19 protein-coding genes are annotated in these 18,648 nt (G+C 54.5%); 4 read left to right on the forward strand and 15 right to left on the reverse strand.

Annotation, left to right across the window (positions count from 1 at the left end; genetic code table 11):
- Positions 1-143: 143 nt before the first annotated feature.
- Positions 144-428 carry a hypothetical protein gene (locus tag AB9F27_RS11900; protein WP_335584537.1) on the forward strand — a complete coding sequence of 95 codons (285 nt, stop codon included), beginning with the start codon at positions 144-146 and terminating at the stop codon, positions 426-428.
- Positions 429-807: 379 nt separating this feature from the next.
- On the opposite strand, the gene AB9F27_RS11905 is transcribed toward AB9F27_RS11900, so the two are convergent.
- Both AB9F27_RS11905 and AB9F27_RS11910 read right to left on the reverse strand, forming a co-directional pair.
- Positions 808-1,542 (reverse strand): DUF4344 domain-containing metallopeptidase, encoded by a 735-nt coding sequence (locus tag AB9F27_RS11905; protein ID WP_335584536.1) that lies wholly within the window; start codon positions 1,540-1,542, stop codon positions 808-810.
- Positions 1,543-1,947: 405 nt separating this feature from the next.
- The gene (locus AB9F27_RS11910; protein ID WP_335584535.1) at positions 1,948-2,253 is read right to left on the reverse strand and encodes a hypothetical protein; all 306 of its coding nucleotides are present in this window, start codon (positions 2,251-2,253) and stop codon (positions 1,948-1,950) included.
- A 166-nt stretch (positions 2,254-2,419) separates the two neighbouring features.
- Between AB9F27_RS11910 and AB9F27_RS11915 the strand changes: the two genes are divergently transcribed.
- Both AB9F27_RS11915 and AB9F27_RS11920 read left to right on the forward strand, forming a co-directional pair.
- Positions 2,420-3,103: a TetR/AcrR family transcriptional regulator gene (locus AB9F27_RS11915; RefSeq protein ID WP_335584534.1), complete on the forward strand. Its 684-nt coding sequence runs from the start codon at positions 2,420-2,422 to the stop codon at positions 3,101-3,103.
- 2 nt (positions 3,104-3,105) lie between these two features.
- On the forward strand, positions 3,106-4,062 hold the full coding sequence (locus AB9F27_RS11920; RefSeq protein ID WP_335584533.1) for an AEC family transporter: 957 nt from the start codon (positions 3,106-3,108) through the stop codon (positions 4,060-4,062).
- Between the two features lie 70 nt (positions 4,063-4,132).
- On the opposite strand, the gene kduI is transcribed toward AB9F27_RS11920, so the two are convergent.
- From kduI to uxaC, 6 genes are read right to left on the reverse strand one after another with little or no spacing between them, the layout of a single operon-like run.
- Positions 4,133-4,957 carry a 5-dehydro-4-deoxy-D-glucuronate isomerase gene (gene kduI / locus AB9F27_RS11925; protein ID WP_335584532.1) on the reverse strand — a complete coding sequence of 275 codons (825 nt, stop codon included), beginning with the start codon at positions 4,955-4,957 and terminating at the stop codon, positions 4,133-4,135.
- Positions 4,958-4,973: 16 nt separating this feature from the next.
- Positions 4,974-5,279: a cupin domain-containing protein gene (locus AB9F27_RS11930; RefSeq protein ID WP_369757738.1), complete on the reverse strand. Its 306-nt coding sequence runs from the start codon at positions 5,277-5,279 to the stop codon at positions 4,974-4,976.
- A gap of 9 nt (positions 5,280-5,288) precedes the next feature.
- Complete coding sequence (locus AB9F27_RS11935; protein WP_335584530.1) at positions 5,289-6,569, reverse strand: TRAP transporter large permease; 1,281 nt, start codon at positions 6,567-6,569, stop codon at positions 5,289-5,291.
- A gap of 2 nt (positions 6,570-6,571) precedes the next feature.
- Entirely contained in the window at positions 6,572-7,093 is a 522-nt protein-coding gene (locus tag AB9F27_RS11940; protein WP_335584529.1) for a TRAP transporter small permease, read from the reverse strand.
- A gap of 59 nt (positions 7,094-7,152) precedes the next feature.
- Positions 7,153-8,133 carry a TRAP transporter substrate-binding protein gene (locus tag AB9F27_RS11945; protein ID WP_335584528.1) on the reverse strand — a complete coding sequence of 327 codons (981 nt, stop codon included), beginning with the start codon at positions 8,131-8,133 and terminating at the stop codon, positions 7,153-7,155.
- A gap of 24 nt (positions 8,134-8,157) precedes the next feature.
- The gene (uxaC, locus tag AB9F27_RS11950) at positions 8,158-9,564 is read right to left on the reverse strand and encodes a glucuronate isomerase (RefSeq protein WP_335584527.1); all 1,407 of its coding nucleotides are present in this window, start codon (positions 9,562-9,564) and stop codon (positions 8,158-8,160) included.
- 196 nt (positions 9,565-9,760) lie between these two features.
- Here uxaC and AB9F27_RS11955 point away from each other — a divergent pair, with 196 nt between their 5' ends.
- A complete protein-coding gene (locus tag AB9F27_RS11955) occupies positions 9,761-10,483 on the forward strand; it encodes a GntR family transcriptional regulator (protein ID WP_335584526.1) in 723 nt (240 codons plus the stop codon).
- Positions 10,484-10,529: 46 nt separating this feature from the next.
- Here the strand turns inward: AB9F27_RS11955 and cueR are convergent, their stop codons facing one another.
- The 7 genes from cueR to AB9F27_RS11990 all read right to left on the reverse strand — a co-directional run bounded on the left by cueR (position 10,530) and on the right by AB9F27_RS11990 (position 18,590).
- Complete coding sequence (gene cueR / locus AB9F27_RS11960) at positions 10,530-10,925, reverse strand: Cu(I)-responsive transcriptional regulator (protein WP_335584548.1); 396 nt, start codon at positions 10,923-10,925, stop codon at positions 10,530-10,532.
- Between the two features lie 19 nt (positions 10,926-10,944).
- Positions 10,945-13,452: a heavy metal translocating P-type ATPase gene (locus AB9F27_RS11965; RefSeq protein ID WP_335584525.1), complete on the reverse strand. Its 2,508-nt coding sequence runs from the start codon at positions 13,450-13,452 to the stop codon at positions 10,945-10,947.
- Positions 13,453-13,640: 188 nt separating this feature from the next.
- Complete coding sequence (locus AB9F27_RS11970; RefSeq protein ID WP_335584524.1) at positions 13,641-14,597, reverse strand: dipeptide ABC transporter ATP-binding protein; 957 nt, start codon at positions 14,595-14,597, stop codon at positions 13,641-13,643.
- The gene (locus AB9F27_RS11975) at positions 14,594-15,571 is read right to left on the reverse strand and encodes an ABC transporter ATP-binding protein (protein WP_335584523.1); all 978 of its coding nucleotides are present in this window, start codon (positions 15,569-15,571) and stop codon (positions 14,594-14,596) included. Before AB9F27_RS11975 ends, AB9F27_RS11970 begins: the two co-directional genes overlap by 4 nt.
- Positions 15,572-15,574: 3 nt before the next feature.
- Complete coding sequence (locus AB9F27_RS11980; RefSeq protein WP_335584522.1) at positions 15,575-16,480, reverse strand: ABC transporter permease subunit; 906 nt, start codon at positions 16,478-16,480, stop codon at positions 15,575-15,577.
- Positions 16,480-17,487 carry an ABC transporter permease subunit gene (locus AB9F27_RS11985; RefSeq protein ID WP_039000892.1) on the reverse strand — a complete coding sequence of 336 codons (1,008 nt, stop codon included), beginning with the start codon at positions 17,485-17,487 and terminating at the stop codon, positions 16,480-16,482. The genes AB9F27_RS11980 and AB9F27_RS11985 overlap by 1 nt, the downstream gene beginning before the upstream one ends.
- Positions 17,481-18,590, reverse strand: coding sequence for a Xaa-Pro peptidase family protein (locus AB9F27_RS11990; protein ID WP_335584521.1), 1,110 nt, complete (start codon positions 18,588-18,590; stop codon positions 17,481-17,483). Before AB9F27_RS11990 ends, AB9F27_RS11985 begins: the two co-directional genes overlap by 7 nt.
- Positions 18,591-18,648 lie beyond the last annotated feature (58 nt).

An 18,648-nucleotide genomic window follows, 5' to 3' on the forward strand; every position in this document is an offset into this window, starting at 1 on the left:
GTGCGCCTGCTTTGTCTTAGCGGCTGCGATTTGAAATGAATGGGCAAGGGACAGCGCACCTACCGACGGTTTGAGATATAGTTTTGCCAATCAATTGAACTATGCAAATCTGTTCGGACTGTAATTTTTGATGGGAGAAGACTATGGCTTATACCTCGATATCACATTGGACGACAACTGAATGGAATGACGAACTCGAAGCGATTGCGCGAGATAAATATGTACCGCTTATCATGTCGCAAGGAGCATCTCGTGTTGAAATGCTCAGAACTGGCGAATTATCTTTTAGCGTTGTTACTGATTACCCAGACGAAGCAACCGCGAACGCGGCACAAGCGAAAATCGCTGAAATTCGAGCGCAAGCAACTCAAGACCTGCCAATGACAATGACTGCAACAGAAGCCGGTGGGGTTTTTGCAAGTGGCTAAAACGTAGTATTGAGAACAGATACTTCGACAACGCCTCAGTATTATGAGGCGTTGTTACCATCCCAAGAAATCGAGCCTCGCGAGCCCTCAGCAGAGTGATACGCCAATATAGTGATTGCCCGAAAGCCTGCTTCGGCCCAATGCTGCCATTGCTGTAAGGTGCAGCTAACGGCAGGTTTGAGGCCTATGTGCGGCATTCTGAACCGTTCCGAATGTCAGGTGTCGTCAATGACCGACTGGCGTGCCAGCACCTTGGGCGGTCAAAAGCGACCATTTTTGGCATGAACGTTGTGGCAAGGGATTATTGTCCGGAATGTTAGGATCAAGAACTTTGCAGCGAAGGTTGGTGGCGCGCTCATGTCGCCATGCAAACCCGATGCTACATCTGGCTGAGTTGGTCCCGCGTATATGGTTCGTACTCCGTACACATTGTTACGCCACCTGTATCGCTGCTAAAAAACGCGTTCGTTTCTCCACAGTCCTCAGCGATGACCGGAAGTTCAAAGTCCATCGATAACATCGCGTTGAGGGCGTCAACTTCGCTCTGAATGACAGACGCCAAAAACGGATCATCCTTCTCGCTGCCGCGATAGGAGAAACTATCCCCTGGGCCATTCTCCTCCATTTCGTCGAGGATTGCGCCCCAAGAATTGGTGACGAGGAGTGCCTCGTCCTCGCATCCGTCGGCGCGATCTTCCGGCAGGTCCATTTCACCAGCAAATGCTTGGCGGTTCTCTGGATCAAGGCCGTAATATATGCAAACGGTGTTGTAAAAACGTTGCGAATTGGTTCCATGGACATCCCAATACGGGAAATCAGCGTCACCCGTCTCGGCTGACGCAGCAAATGTCATAGCGACAGAGCGTATGACGTCTTCAGAGACATCGGAGTCGTAAAGTCGGTCGATCATCAGGACCGACAAATTGTCGGCAGCGTCCTCTTCGCGGCCATAAATTGGGAGGTCCCACAGCGCAATCACGCCATGTCCGAATTCATGATAAAGCGTCGCGACAAGATTGTCCGACACCATTGAATCAAGTTCCAAATTCTCTTCAGCTCCCGCAAAGGTCACAAGAAACGGGGCCAAGATAGATGCACAAATAAGTTTTTTCACTATCACACACTTTATAAAATAATGCCTCATCAAGTCGGCAGAAGTGGCCAATAGTCAATACTCAAAAGCGCCTCAAGGGAGCAACACCTGAGAGTTGATGGTGGTCAGCGAAGGGCGGCGCACCGCGATATTTTTAGTCTGATTTGTGCATTTTCCAGAAGCAATCATGTGTTCCCGCTCTTCTCTCAGCGATGCAAGCATCGCCTGCCAAACGATGATGAGTTCCGCAAGCCAAGTCCCTTACAGTTAGCGGGCAATTGCGCCTAGGACATTCGGCGGGGTGTCTTGGGCTGCCGGACAAGCGAGGTCATGCCAACGCCCAGCCATGCTGCAAACTCTCTGCCGTTGCGAAACTGATGACCATCACCAATGCGGATGTCATCCAACAGTCGCGAGAGGATGACACTAAGGATTACGGGACCCAGTGGGTAGCTGAAATGCTTCATGAAATAACCAAGAACGCCAAGGCCCAGTATCCAAAACGATGGCGAACAGCATGATCAGCAGGACTAAAAGCCCGCGGGGCATTTCGGCGATTTTTGTGAAGACGCGAATACCGGTGAGACCGAAAATCAGCATGAAGACGTTGGCCGAGACCCGTGCACTGATCATGATGACAGTGACGGCGTCACCCGGAATGCCGCTGCGCATAATTTGCGTGACGAAAGAGCCGCCCAAAAAAATCTTCTGAATGCGGCGGTTGCAGGCCATCCAAGCGCAACGGCTGCGCCAAGACGTTTACGCGACATTTCCGTCCTCCCGAGGTGTTTAAGACCTGCCGAAGCTCTCCTCTGTTCGGCCGCAACGCGACAGCAATGTACTGTTTGGTTAAATACGTGCTAGCCTTGGCAAACAGGGAAGCCGAAATGAGGATTAAATGGACCATTTAAAAGATCCAACTCCAAACAAGCGCAAAAGCAACTGGAAACAAAACCCCGATGCGGTAAAGGCCGACATTCTTAGGGTCGCAACAGAGGAATTTGCAGCGCACGGACTTACTGGTGCCCGCATTGACGAGATTGCGCGCCGTACCGAGGCCTCCAAGCGCATGATCTACTATTACTTTGATGATAAGGAGGGGCTCTACAAGAGCGTCCTCGAACACGTTTATTCTTCGTTGCGCGAAACTGAACAGGCGCTAAATGTTGCCGATCTGGAGCCAGTCTTGGCTCTGCGCAGATTGACCGAAGCGACATTCGATACACATGTGAGCAATCCGCAATTTATCCGGCTGGTGATGATCGAGAATATTCACAACGCGCAACACGTTCAGAAATCCAAAATCATTCCGACCCTGAACAGGGCCATCATCGACAAGCTGGCCGACGTCTGTGCGCGTGGCAAAGCTGCCGGTGTGCTGCGCGATGACGTCGATCCGCTCGAACTGCACTGGATGACCAACTCCGCGAGTTTCTACAACGTTTCCAACAAAGCGACGTTCGCTGCGTCATTCGGCAACCGACTGTTCACCGAAGAGGGCCAGAGAGGCGTTCGAGGTCGTGTTGTGGACATGGTCCTGGGTGCTGTTGTGATTGGCTACCAGCAGAATATGGGCAGTTAACGATGTTGGCGATCCTCGCGGTTACTCTCCCAATCTATTTAATCATTTTACTGGGCTATGTGACCGTTCGTGTTGGGTATTCGCCCCCTGATACGATCAATGCGCTGAGTCAGTTCACTGTCAGAGTCTGTCTACCGGCCCTGATTTTTAGCGCCTTGACCGCATCGGGCTCTGCTGAGGCCCTGAATTGGGGCGTTATCCTTGGATACCTCTTCGCATCTTTGGCTGCGCTGTTTATTGGCTATGGACTTATGCGCCGGATCTTTCAACAGGGAGCGCCCGAAGCGTGGGTGCACGGTCTGGGAATAGCTAATTCCAACAGCGGGTTCATCGGCTTTGCTATCGCCAGCATGGTTTTTCCGCAGACGGCGTTGCCCGTGCTGGCCTGGATCATGATCGTTGAAAACGCAGTTATTATTCCTCTAGCTATGATTTCGGCCGATGTCGCGTTGGAGGGGAGCACAACACTCTCCGCTGCCGCCAACCGCGCCTTTCGAAGCTTTATCCGTAATCCACTCGTTCTTTCGATCATCGCAGCATTGACGGTTCGTGGCATCGGCCTGCCCCTCCCAGAGCCCTTAATCAAAACAATTCAGATGCTTGCGTCAGTTGCGCCTGTCATCGCCCTGTTCGTCGTTGGCGGGATCGTCGCTCGATTCAACCTCAGCCCGTTTTGGCGGCGCACGACGGCGATCAGCGTTGGCAAACTCGTGCTTCATCCGGCGCTGGTATTTGCGGTTCTGTCGTTGTGGCCGGGGCTTGCGCAGGAATTCGTATTGACTGCCGTCTTGTTCGCAGCGGTGCCGATGCTGTCGATCTATCCGATACTCGGGGCCAAATATGGAGCGGAGCAGGTTTGCGCAACGGCGTTCATTGTTACCGTTATGTTGTCGTTTTTCACAACAAATGGGTTGATTTGGTGGATGGGCGTCACAGGGGCCGTGCCGTTATCTCAATAGTCAAGGAGCGGGCAACCTTACGCCCGCTCCCCTCCAACAACTCATTTGGCTTAAAGAGCGAGATACTACCTCACCGCAGATCCGCCATGGCAACCATATCCATATCGGTGAAGTCAACATTGTCGCCCGCCATTGCCCAACAGAATGTATAAGACGCGGTACCTGCGCCCGAATGGATCGACCACGGGGGGCTGATTACGGCTTCTTCGTTGGCCATAATGATGTGGCGTGTCTGGGACGGTTCGCCCATCATGTGGAACACGCGGCTTTCCTTCGGAAGTTCGAAATAGAGATAGGCTTCCATCCGGCGGTCATGTGTGTGCGACGGCATCGTGTTCCATACCGACCCTTCGACGAACTGGGTATAGCCCATCAACAACTGGCAGCTCTGACAGACTTCAGGATGCAAAAGCTGAATGATAACACGCTCATTGGCGGTTTCGCGCGCGCCCAACTCAACACGACGTGCATCCGCGAGTTTGATCAGCTTGGTCGGGTAGGTTTTATGCGCAGGCGCCGAGAGAACGTAGAAGCGGCCATTACCGCCAAATTCAACGACCCCTGCCCCCATACCAACATAGAGAACTTCGCCATTCTCAATCACATAGGTTTCGCCACCCACGGTGATTTCGCCCGTTTCGCCAATATTTAGAACCCCCAATTCGCGCCGATCTAAAAACGACGCTGTGCCGGTTTCTGCGACATGATCCAGTGTGAGGGTGCCCCCGTTAGGAACGGCCGAGCCGAGGATCAGACGGTCATAGTGGCTGTAAACGAGGTTGATTTCGCCATCGGCAAACAGGTCACCAACGTGGAAATGTTCGCGCAATTTGTCTGTGTCCAAGGTTTTGGCCGTTGCAGGATCAATGGCGTAGCGGGTTTGTGTCTTGAGCATGTGGAAATCTTTCGTTTTAGAGAAAATCGTCGCGGCGCGGTGTGAAGGTATCAATGAGGGTACCTGCTTCTTGGCACAGGCAGCCATGTTGGGCGTTTGACGGGATCACAAGGCTGTCGCCCGGCCGCAGATCATGTTCCACGCCGTCAATTGTATAAGCAAAACGTCCCGCTTCTACATAGGTCGATTGAACATGCGGATGATTGTGCAATTTACCTTCGGCTCCATGTTTAAAGCGGAAGGCGACCACCATCATATCTGGATTTTCCGCCAGAACTTGGCGGGTAACGCCGAGGTCCGCGGGGATAACAGGGTATGTCATAAGTATCCTTTAGTGAAAGAGGGACGGCAGCCAAAGCGACAGCGCCGGAATGTAAGTGACAAGCATCAGAGTGCCAAACGCCGCGCCATAAAAGGGCCAAATCGTGCGCACGGCATCCCAGATCGGGATTCTTCCCACCGCGCAACCAACGAACAAAACCGCTCCGACGGGGGGCGTACACAGCCCGATACCGAGGTTCAAAATCAGGATGACGCCAAAATGTACGGGATCAACGCCAAAGGCCGTGGCCACAGGCAGGAAAATCGGCGTGGTGATCACGATCAGCGGCGACATATCCATAAACGTGCCGAGAAGCAGTAGGATCAGGTTCAACATCAACAGAATGACAATCGGATTGTCCGAGAAATCCTGCAACAGCGCCACCATGGACGCGGGCACCTTGGTATAGGCCAATAGCCAGCCAAAAGAGGCCGCGCATCCGATCACCATCAGCACCATTGCGGTGGTGCGCACGGCGGCGAATGTTGCCTCGACAAAGTCATGCCAACTTAGGCTGCGATAGACAAAGAAAGTCACAAGCAGCGCATAAACCACGGCGACATTTGAGGATTCAGAGGCTGTGAAGATACCCGACCGTACCCCGCCGAAAATGATCGCCACAAGGATAAGCCCCGGAGCCGCCGAGACAAACAATGTCCCGATCATGCGGAAACCCTCGAACGGTTGCACGGGATACCCCTTGCGCACGGCGACCCACCACGCGGCGATCATCAGCACAGACGCCAGTAAAAAGCCCGGAATGATCCCAGCGGTAAACAAATCCGCAATGGATATCTTTCCACCGGCGGCGATGGAGTAGATAATCATATTGTGTGACGGTGGCAAAAGCAGCGCGATGATCGAGCTTACAACCGTGATATTCACTGCATAATCAACGTCATATCCGCGTTCTTTCATCTGGGGCACCATCAGGCCGCCCACCGCGGAAGCATCCGCCGCCGCCGAGCCGGACACACCGCCAAACATCACCGAGGACAGCACATTGACCTGCCCCAGCCCGCCACGAAAATGGCCGACAAAAGCGCCCGCCAAGGCAACAAGCCGCCGCGCGATATCGCCCCGCACCATCAGATCTCCCGCGAAAATAAAGAAGGGAATGGCCATCAAAGCAAAAACAGACACACCCGAATTCAGGCGTTGAAAAACCACCACTGGCGGCAAGCCCAGATAGGCGACGGTGGCAAAACTGGAAACCCCCAGACAAAAGGCCACGGGCGTGCCAATCAAAAGCAAAAAGACGAAAGTTCCAAAAAGGACGTAAAGTTCCATTATTATTGCTCCACGGCGTCGTCGCCAAAACGGGCGGTCGGTAATCCGGCTGCGCGGCGCGCAACACGTTCAAACGAGAACAGGGTAACAAGAGCCCCCCCCGCAACGATGGGTGCAAAATCAAAGGCCCCCGAAATTCCAAGGCTGGGCAGCTTATTGCCAGCCGTCTTTTCTGCCAATTGCCAGCCGAACCAGATCATGCCGATGCCAAAGCCAGAAACCACAATATCCGAGAGGGAATAGAGGAAAAGTTTGGTCTTTTCCGACACCATGTAAAGCATCACATCAAAGGACAAATGATAGCCCTCGCGAATGCCCACGGCCGCACCAAGAAAGATAAACCACCCCATTATCATCACCGACGCAGGTTCGGTCCAGATAATGCTATCGTTTAAGATATAGCGCCAGAAGACCTGAGCGGCGATCAATGCCGTCATCAACACCAGACCGATTCCAGCCACCCAAAGCGCCAAACGGGCGATGATGCCCGTGGTTATGGCAACGGTTTTCATTAAATTTTGCACGCGTTTATTCCCGATGGTTTTGGATGCGACCCGCGCAAAAAACGCGGGTCGCTGGAGCGTTATTCAGTGGCTTGAATATCAGCAACCATCTTTTGAAGAGTCGGAGACGTTACGTATTTTTCATAGACTGGGCCCATCGCAGCGATGAAGGGTGTCTTGTCAATGTCGGTGATGATCTCAACACCAGCTTCACGCACACGCGCCTCGGATTCCTTCTCGCGGGCGATCCAAAGTTCGCGCATGACGGGGACGGAATCACGGGCCGCTTGACGGACAAGTGCTTGATCTTCGCTGGTAAGTATGTCGAATGACGACTTCGCCATGACCAAAACTTCAGGCACGATCAGGTGCTGGTCAAGGGTGTAATATTTCGCAACTTCAAAGTGACCCGAGCTGTCGTAGGATGGCCAGTTGTTCTCGGCGCCGTCGATCACACCCGTTTGGATTGAAGAGTAAACTTCGCCGTATGGCATGGGTGTCGCGTTTGCACCCAAGGCGGAAACCATGTCTACGAACATGTCCGATTGCATGACGCGGAATTTCATACCCGCCAGATCTTCCATCGAGTTGATGGGTTTTTCGGAGTTGTAAAAGCTGCGCGAACCGCCATCGTAAAACGCGAGTCCGACAAGATCATGCGCAGAGAATGCGTCGAGGATTTGCTGTCCAACTGGACCATCCATCACTTTGTTCATATGCGCGACCGAGCGGAAAATGTAAGGCAGTGAAGGCACTTGCGTTTCTTCAATGATGTTGTTGAACGGCCCAAGCGAAACGCGGTTCATGTCGATCACGCCGAACTGTGTCTGCTCAATCGTGTCCTTTTCTTCGCCCAATTGCGCCGAGTGGAACACTTCAATGCAAAGCCGCCCATCAGAGCGTTCTTCGAGCATGGTGCCCATCGCATTTACGGCGGCAACTGTAGGATAGCCGTCAGGATGCGTGTCCGATGAACGGAATGTGATTTCACAAGCCGTCGCAGCCGAAGCCATCGCGACACTTGCCAAGAGCACTGCCCCGAGTGTTTTTGTGTAAGTCATTGTTTTCCTCCCTGGAAATGGCTCTCAGAGCCGATAAGCTTGTTTTACAAGCCGATATGTGAGGTCGTAAGCAACCTCTGGTGCCTCGTCCGCGTCGAGCCGCCCACTAGCGACCAACGTGGCGAGAAACGCGCAATCCACTCGCCGCGCCACATCGTGGCGTGCGGGGATAGAACAAAAGGCGCGGGTGTCGTCGTTGAACCCGACTGTGTTGTAAAAACCAGCCGTTTCCGTCGCCGTTTGGCGGAAACGCATCATGCCTTCGTAGCTATCAAGGAACCACCACGGCGGCCCAAGTTTCAACGCGGGATAGACGCCAGCAAGGGGTGCAAGTTCGCGCGAGAACGAGGTCTCGTCCAAGGTAAACACGATCACCGTCAAATCTGGGTTGCCACCAACGGCGTTTAGAAGCGGTTGCAGCGCGGTGACATAATCGGTGCGTTTTGGAATATCAAAGCCCTTGTCGCGTCCAAACTGTGCCATGACTTGGCTGGAATGGTTGCGCAGGGAGCCTGGATGAATTTGCATAACCAGCCCGTCGTCAAGGCTCATCCGCGCCATCTCGGTCAACATATGCCCGCGAAACGCATCGGCTTCTTCTGGGGTACAAACGCCTCTGAGCGCCTTGTCAAAAAGGGCGGCAGCTTGATCCGGTGGGAAATCTTCTGTGCGCGCGGACGGATGACCATGATCGGTCGACGTGGCCCCGAAACTTTTAAAATAGTCGCGACGATTGCGATGCGCCGCAAGGTAGCCCGTCCATGTTGTCGTGTCCTCGCCCGCCATCTCGCCCATGATTTGGACATTCTGCGCAAAGCCTTCGAAGTCTGGATCAATCACCGCGTCGGGACGATAGGACGTCACGACCTTGCCCTGCCAGCCGCTGTCCTTGATCATCTTGTGCCAGCGCAGATCGTCAATCGCGCTTTCTGTGGTCGAAATCGCCTCGATATTGAAGCGCTCAAACAAAGCCCGTGGCCGAAACGCATCCTGCGTGAGGCATTCAGCGATGTGATCGTAAATACCATCCGCCGTAGACGCCGACAGGCGCTGAGCAACACCGAAAACCTCTTGAAATGCGTGGTCGACCCAGAGGCGCGACGGCGTGCCGCGAAACAGATGATAGTTTTCGGCAAACCGGCGCCAGATCTTGCGGGAATCCTGCTCGATAGCGCCACCATCCTCGGTTGGGACGCCTAAATCCTCAAGGGCAATGCCCTGAGAATGCAGCATCCGAAACACGTAATGATCGCGCGTCACAAACAATTGGGCGGGATCGGCGAAGGCTACGTTTTCGGCGTACCAGCGGGGGTCGGTGTGACCATGCGGACTAATGATTGGCAAATCACGGACGGTATCATAAAGATCTCGTGCAATTTTTCGTACGGAAGGCACAAGCGGGAACAAACGATTACTGTCCAATAAACCCATGAAAACACTCCCCAATATTCTTATGCAAAATCGCGTCACACGAACTTACCGCCCTCAAGACTGCATCGATGAGAATCGAGTAGTCAACTAATAACCTAGTTTGGCAGAATCAGTTAGTCAACTAATATCCAAGTTGCACCCGAAGCCTGATCCTGTAAGATGAAACCAAGTACATACCCACCGGAAGGCTAAGGACATGGATGACTCAGAGCGGCAGATTGACGATGGCCTTCCCCTGACGCAAATTCGCCCGACGAGCGTTCCTACGGTCGCCGACCAAGTTTTCGACGCATTGCAGCATCAAATTTTGACGCTTAAACTCGCCCCATGCACGAAGATTTCCGAAACGGACGTCGCACAGAAAATGGGCGTGTCACGTCAACCTGTGCGCGAAGCGTTCAAACGTTTGGCAAAGCTCGGCTTCCTCTCTATCCGCCCGCAAAGCAGCACAAAAGTCAGTTTAATTTCAGAAAAAGCCGTTTTGCGCGCAAGGTTTATTCGCACGGCATTGGAAATACATACCTGTAGAACCGCCTGCGAGAAAAGCACCGACGTGGGGATAAACGTCCTGTCAAACCTGATAGAAAAACAACGGGCCGCCTATGATGCGCAGGATCGCGAGCTATTTCACTTGCTGGACGACCAATTTCACCGCGAAATATGCAATCTTGCCGGTGTTGGATATGTTTGGGACCTTATCCTTGAGAATAAAGCGCACATGGATCGCGTTCGCATGCTCACTCTCGACTCCTCGTCGCAAGAATTTGTCCTAAAAGAACATGTCGAAATATTTAAAGCCATTTCCGAAAGCGATGCGGATGCAGCCGCCGAGGCCATCACGAAACACCTGTCTCGCATTTTAATCCATATCGAAGATATCAAGTCCGTAAACCACAAATGGTTCACGGATCTTGCGTAAAAAACGAACATGCACATCCCAAAACGCACGAATTTCCAGATGGCGTTTAATTCAAGGCCGGACCACTCAACCCTTCCAAAATCGGGCAATCAGGGCGGTGGTCCCCCGCGCATTCCTTTGACAAATGCGTCAAGGTGGCATGCATCGCCTGAAGGTCGGTAATCTTAGCCTCAATCTCCTGCAAATGCTGTTGCGCAATCGCCTTTACATCGGCACTCGCGCGGCCCGAGTCCTCATAAAGCGCCAAGAGCGTGCGACACTCGCCGATGGTAAATCCCAACGCCCGCGCGCGCCCCAAAAAGGTCAGTTTATGCAGGTCTGTCTCGCGAAAAACCCGATAATTATTGGTGTCGCGCAAAGGCCGCACAAGACCGATATCCTCATAGTAACGGATGGTTTTCGCAGGCAGGCCTGTGTGTTTAGTAACATCGCCGATATTCAGGTTCATAAGATCCTCCAGATCACGCCGCTTGAGCAGTTTTGCGGGGGACAAGCGCAGATGCTTGCGGGGGTGTGGTCGTTGCGACCGCAGGCTTGACCCACCGTAACCGCAACGCATTGCTTAACACAAAAATGCTTGAAAACGCCATAGCACCCGCCGCCAGTACGGGTGAGAGCATCACGCCAAACGCCGGGAACAAGGCCCCAGCGGCCACAGGGATGAGCAAAGTATTATAGCCGAACGCCCAAAACAGGTTCTGGCGAATATTGCGCATCACCCGCCCCGAAATATCAAATGCATTGACCACACCAATCAGGTCTCCTGACATCAAAACCACATCCGCCGTTTCAATGGCCACATCCGTGCCCGTGCCTATCGCGATGCCCACATCTGCTTGGGCCAAGGCGGGTGCGTCGTTAATTCCGTCGCCCACAAACGCCAGTTTCCCCTTTTTTTGCAAGGCTTTAAGCGCATCGACTTTGCCCTCGGGCAAGACTTCGGCCACGACGATATCAATTCCCAACTCACGGGCAATCACGTCGGCCGTGCCTTGGTTGTCGCCCGTAATCATCGCCACAGTCAGGCCCAATTCGTGCAGCGCGGCAATGGCGGCGGGGGTGGTGGGCTTGATCGGATCTGACACACCAATGACGGCGGCAATCCGTCCGTCAACAGCGGCATAAATCGGTGTGCGTCCTTTTTTTCCAAGCGCCGCGCCGGTATCGGCGAAATCGCCCATGTCGATCCCGTCACGCCGCATGAGGCGATCCGCCCCGACCAGAATGTTGTGGCCTTCCACGCTCGCACTGACCCCAAAACCGGTGATCGAGGCAAACGTGTCTACGGTAGGAATGTCCAACTTGCGCGTGGTCGCAGCCCGCACGACGGCCGCGGCGATAGGATGTTCAGACTGGGTTTCCACAGCGGCCACAAGGCGCAAAACTTCGGACTCTACAAACGAGGCTGCAATCACCAAATCGGTCAATTCAGGGCGTCCCGCCGTCAATGTTCCCGTCTTATCAAGCGCCACAACTTTGACCTCTTGCAAGGATTGCAACGCATCGCCTTTGCGAAACAACACGCCCATTTCAGCGGCGCGCCCCGTGCCCACCATAATGGACGTTGGCGTCGCCAATCCCATCGCACAGGGACAGGCGATGATCAAAACCGCGACCCCCGCGACAATTGCGTAACTCAACGCAGGCGACGGACCAAAGATCAACCAGACCGCGATCGTGACGGCCGCCGCCGCGATCACAGCAGGCACGAACCATGCGGTAATTTTATCGACCGCGCCTTGGATCGGCAGTTTGGCTCCCTGCGCTCGTTCGACCATCGCGATGATCTGCGCAAGCATGGTATCCGCGCCAACTTTCGTCGCGCGAAAGGTCAAAGCCCCTGCCCCGTTGACCGTCGCTCCGACGACCATTGCGCCTTCGGATTTTTCCACGGGCACGGGTTCGCCAGTGATCATGCTTTCATCCACATAGGACGTGCCGCTCAAAACCTCGCCGTCGACCGCGATCTTTTCACCGGGTCGCAGATGGATGACGTCGCCCACGGCGATCTCGTCAATGGGCAACTCAACGACCACGCCATTGCGTTCCACCCGCGCTTCTTTGGCTTGCAGCCCCACAAGTTTGCGGATTGCTTCGCCTGTGCGCCCCTTGGCGCGGGCCTCAAGCCAGCGTCCGAGTAAGATCAAAACAACGATAACAGCGGCCGCTTCGAAGTATACATTCGCAGTTCCCTGAGGCAGTAATTTTGGGGCAAATGTCGAAACCAATGAAAACCCGTAGGCCGCCGAGGTGCCCAACGCCACCAGTGAATTCATGTCCGGCTTTCCTTTAAGAAGCAGCGGGAAGCCTTTGGTATAGAACTGTAATCCCGGTCCAAGCAGAACAGCAGTCGTTAGGAGAAATTGCACAATGCGGCTGGTTTGCAGGCCGATTGTGCGCTCGACCCACATGTGCATTCCCGGAATGACATGGCTGCCCATTTCGAGGATGAAAACCGGTAAAGCAAGCAGCGCGGCAATCAACGTCAACCGCCCAAGACGCGAAATTTCGGCGGCTTTGCGATCTGCTTTCTCCGTGTCCACCCCCGCTTTAACTTTGGCCGGATACCCCAAGCCAGTTGCCACGCGCGCCAAATCGGCGGGCGTTGTTGCTCCAACGATATATCGCAGCGTTGCCGTTTCCGTGGCTAAATTCACCGAGGCATCCAAAACACCTGTCGCCGCTTTCAACCCCCGTTCGACACGCCCCACGCAAGAGGCGCAGGTCATGCTTTCGACTTCCAAAGTAATCTCAGCCGTCACTGCAGGATAGCCCGCGCCCTCCAAGGCTTGCGTCAAAACCGCAAGGTCAGCGGGAGACGAAAACTGCACTTGCGCCGTCTCATTTGCAAGATTAACAGCGGCCGATGACACACCAGAAACCGCCTTCAGGGATTTTTCAACCCGACCGACACACGACGCGCAGCTCATCCCCTCGATGGATAAGGTCACAATATTTTCGTCCGCCATTTCAGTCTCCTTGATTCGCTTCTTTGGAGTAGTGATGAGGGTTCCAGTAAGGGTAAGGTCAACACCCAACTTGCGCAGTTTGCGACTTTGATTTTGTAATGCACGACCATGCCTTAAGGTCCTCGCAATTCGGAGGATTAAGGCATGGGATAAAAACAAGTTGTTATGCGCGCGGGTCGCGACGAACCTTAGGGTTCCGGAAAGAAACACGCCGAGCTATGCGCATCACCGCCAAGCTCCGGCCGCTCGGAACGGCACCGATCCTGCACCTTCCAACACCGCGGCGCAAAGGGGCAACCGTCGGGAATATTGAGCGGCGACGGCAACTCCCCCATGAGTTTAATCCGCTTTTTTGCCTTGGACGGATTGGCCTGAGGGGCGGCCGACATCAGGGCAACGGTGTAAGGATGTTGAGGGTTTGAGAACAGTGTTTCTTTGCTGCCCTTTTCCACCGCGCGACCAAGGTACATCACGATAACTTCGTCGGCCACATGGCGCACAACGCCCAAGTCGTGACTGATGAACATATAAGCCAGCTGCAGGCGTTCCTGTAGGTCCATCAACAGGTTCAAAATCGAGCTCTGGATCGAGAGATCAAGGGCGGAAACGGGTTCATCAAGCACCAGCACTTTTGGATCAAGCATCAGCGCGCGGGCAATTGCGATACGTTGGCGTTGGCCACCCGAAAACATATGCGGGTAGCGGTCGTAATGTTCGGGTCTTAGGCCGACCAACCTCAACATTTCACGCCCCTTGGCTTCGCGTTCTTCGTTGGGCATGGATTTATTGTTGATCTTCAATGGTTCTTCGAGAATTGCGCCAATGCGCTGACGTGGGTTCAGCGAACCGTAAGGATCCTGAAACACAATTTGCACCGATTTTCGCAAATCCGCCCAATCCTCAGGTAACATCGGGTTGCCATCAAGGGTCAGCTTTCCTGCGGTGGGTTCTTCGATCATCGTAACGAGGCGCGCGAGGGTGGATTTCCCGCAACCACTTTCGCCGACAATGGCCAGTGTTTTCCCCGCGTAAAGTTCAAAATCGACACCCCCAACGGCCTTTAGAATGCTGGGTTTGCGAAACATGCCGCTGCTGACTTCATAGTGGCGTTCAAGGGCGCTGGCGATCAATACAGGGGTCGTCATGATACAGCCCTTTCTTCAGAGTTGAGAGGGTAGAAACACCGCGCGTAGCCCAGATCAAGGCCAAGGGGCGTCGGTGCTTCGGCCTTACATTTCGCGTTCGCGAACTTACAGCGTGGTGAGAAAAGACAGCCTGAGGGACGATCAAATTGCCCCGGAACGACGCCCGGAATTGTGGGCAGACGTTTTTCTGTGGCGCGTTCCGGCAAGGCATCGAGCAAAGCCGCCGTATAAGGGTGATGTGGCGTATCAAACAGCGGTTGCACAGGCTGTTCTTCGATCTTTTGGCCCGCATATTGCACGCTCACTCGCTCCGCCGTTTCCGCAACCACGCCCATGTCGTGGGTGATCAGTACAAGGCCCATTCCCGTCTCGTCGCGCAAGGAGGCAAGCAGGTCGAGAATTTGCGCTTGAATGGTCACATCGAGCGCAGTTGTTGGCTCATCCGCAATCAGAAGCTTGGGTTTGCAGGCAATGGCCATCGCGATCATCACCCGCTGATTCATGCCGCCCGACAGTTGATGTGGGTAGGCAGAAAGGCGACGCTCGGGATCAGGAATACCCACCTGCTCGAACAACTCCACAGCCCGCGCATGACGGGCTTTTCGATCAAGCTTGAGGTGGACGCGCAAACTTTCTTTGATCTGCCAGCCCACTGTAAAACACGGGTTGAGCGAGGACATCGGCTCCTGAAAGATCATCGCGAGGTCGTTGCCGACGATCTTGCGCCGCGCCCGTTGATCCATTGTCAGCAGGTCATGGCCGTCGAAGGATATCTCGTCTGCGGTCACCGTGGCCGTCCAAGGCAACAGGCCCATCACGGCCAACATCGACACTGATTTTCCCGAGCCACTTTCGCCCACGATGGCGAGGATTTCACCGGTAGCGACGTCTTGATCCACGGCTTCAACGGCTTTGAATTGACCTGAAGTTGTGGCGAAAGACACGCTCAGATTTCGGATGTGCAAAAGGGCCATGGTCTAGCTCCGCTTCAGTTTAGGATCGAGCGCATCACGTAGACCGTCGCCCATCAGATTGATGGCCAAAACCGTGACAAGGATCGCAAGACCCGGGAAGGTCACAACCCACCATGCCCGCAGAATAAACTCCCGCGCTTCGGCCAACATGGTGCCCCATTCTGGGGTTGGCGGCTGTGCGCCCATCCCAAGGAACCCAAGCGCCGCCGCGTCAAGAATAGCAGTCGAAAAGGACAGCGCCGCTTGGACGATAATCGGCGCGAGGCAATTGGGCAGGACTGTGACAAACATCAGCCGGAAATACCCAGCCCCGACGACGCGCGCCGAGGTTACATAGTCTTTTTGACGTTCTGACAGCACGCTGGCACGGGTCAGGCGCACGTAATGTGGCTGCAGAACAATAGCGATGGCGATCATCGCGTTGGTCAAGGATGGGCCGAGAATGGCAACGAGCACCAGCGCCAAAAGTAACGACGGAAACGCAAGGATAACGTCCATAATCCGCATGATGATGCTGTCGAGCCATTTGGGGGCAAACCCCGCAATAAGGCCCATCAGGATGCCACCCGACGCGGCAATACTGACCACGACGACGCCAACAAAGAACGAATATCGTGCCCCAACGATGAGACGCGAGAGCATGTCGCGGCCCAAAGGATCGGTGCCAAGAATGAATTGCCATGTGCCGCCTTCTTGCCAGACGGGTGGCTGTAAGATCGCGGCACGGAACTGCTCTGTGGCGTCATGGGGCGCGACCCATGGGCCGAATAGAGCGAGAAACGCGAAGACCGCAAAGATATAGAGGCCAATCACGGCACCACGGTTTTCGCGGAAATAGAACCAGAATTCGCGCAACTGACCGGGGCGTTCCACGGCAGTTTCTGGCTCAACAGAGAGGGCGTCGTCCATCAGCGTTTCCTGATCTTAGGGTTGATGATGCCATAGAGCATGTCAACGGTGAGGTTCACGATCATGACCATAACGGCGATTAAAAGAAGGCCGCCCTGAACTACGGGGTAGTCGCGGCGGAAAATGCTGTCGACCATCCATTTGCCAATTCCCGGCCAGCTAAAAATCGTCTCCGTAAGGATCGCGCCCGCAAGAAGAGTACCGACGGACAGGCCGATGACGGTGACGACTGGGATCAACGCATTGCGCAACGCGTGAATGCCGTTGATCCGCCCAGGGGACATGCCTTTGGCGCGGGCGGTGCGAATATAATCTTCACCCAAGACTTCGAGCATCGCCGAGCGCGTTTGGCGCGCGATGACCGCAAGCGGGATGGTTCCCAGCACGATTGTCGGCAAGATCAAATGTCGGACGGCGGAGATGAATGCGCCCTTCTGGCCCGAGGCAAGGCTGTCGATAAACATGAAGCCCGTCGGGTTGGGAAAGTAATAGATCAGGTCGATACGGCCCGAAACGGGGGTCCATTGCAGCATGCCTGAGAAGACGATGATCAACAAAAGCGCCCACCAGAAAATCGGCATGGAATACCCGACCAAAGCGGTGGACATCAGCGCACGGTCAAAGAATTTTCCGCGATTTACCGCGGCAATCACGCCTGCGGGCAATCCCAAAGCCATGGCAAAAATCATCGCACAAAGCGAGAGTTCGAGGGTGGCAGGGAAGAGCGAGAAGAACTCGTCCCACACCGGTTTTTTGGTCACAAACGAAGTGCCTAAATCGCCATGAAGCACCCCAACGAGGTAGTCCCAAAACTGCTCATAGATGGGCCGATCATAACCAAACTGCGCAGAAAGTTCCGCATAACGCTCGTCGGATATACCGCGTTCGCCCGCCATAACCACAATAGGATCGCCCGGTAAGGCACGGATAAAGCCGAAGGAAATCAGCGTAACGCCGATGAACGTTGGTATGAATGTCAGTAGTCTGCTTAGAACATAGTTCAACATGACAACACCATGAGTTCTTTGGGGAAATGGGTGAGGAGTTGGTATCCGTCTTCTGTGATCAGAATGTCATCTTCGATGCGCACACCGAAATTGTCGATCTCATACAGGCCGGGTTCGTTGGTATAGACGGTCCCTGCGGGCAGGGCCACGTGATTGCCGCGCATAATATAAGGGGCTTCGTGCACTTCGCGGCCAAGCCCGTGGCCGGTTTTTGTGCGGATGCGATCGCCATAGGGCGAGGCTTCGAGCACGCTGGTGACCACATCATCAATCTCATGCGCGGTGACGCCTGCGCGTGAGATTGCGAGGCCAGCAAGGTTGGCGCGCAACACGGTGTCATAAACGGCGCGCCCCTCCTCGGTCACGTGATCAAGGAAAACGGTGCGGGTAATATCGGCGGCAAACCCGTTCTTGCGGGCACCAAAATCGAGCAATAACGCGTCGCCCGCTTTGACGTGATAGTCGGAACGCGCCTTGGCGTGGGGCCGTGCAGAGCCATCGCCTGCGGCAACAATCGGCGCAAACGAGAGATCATCGGCCCCTTCGGCAAACAGATTTTGCACGAGGGTTTGTTCGATCTGCTTTTCGGTCTGGCCAAGTTTTACGGATGCGAGCGTGCGGTGCAAGGCCCGTTCCGAAATGTCGATGGCTTCCTGAAGGGTGGCGATATCGGCAGGCGTTTTGAGCATCCGTAGCGCGGAGATTTCGCGCTCCCCATCGAGGATTTTCAGATCGGGCTGCGCCTTTTTCAACGCGTGATGCACAAAGACGCGCATGACCTGCCCTTCTACCGCGAGCGACGAAATGTTGAGATGGGTCATCAGGCCGGCAAAAGCTTCGTCATATCCCGTTTGATCGCGCCAATCAAAGACCGCGCCATCAAAACCAACAAGCTCCCAACTGCCCAGTTCAAGATTTGGCACAAGGGCGGCGGCGGGTCCGTTTGCGGGAACAACAAGTACAAATGGCCGCTCGTGGCTCATAAAACTGTGCTCAACCACACGGGTGAAATTTGGGCCAGGAACCAGCGCGATGGCATCAACACCAAGCTCGGCGGCGACAGTGGCATAGGCGGATAGGCGATCGTTCAGAGGGTGTGACAAAAAGGGATGCTCCGACGGTAAATGAGAGGGACGGTAAGTGAGTGGCAGGGGCGGCACA

It is taken from the genome of Falsihalocynthiibacter sp. CO-5D18, assembly GCF_041205445.1.
In the GTDB taxonomy this organism is placed as follows: Bacteria; Pseudomonadota; Alphaproteobacteria; order Rhodobacterales; family Rhodobacteraceae; genus Falsihalocynthiibacter; species Falsihalocynthiibacter arcticus.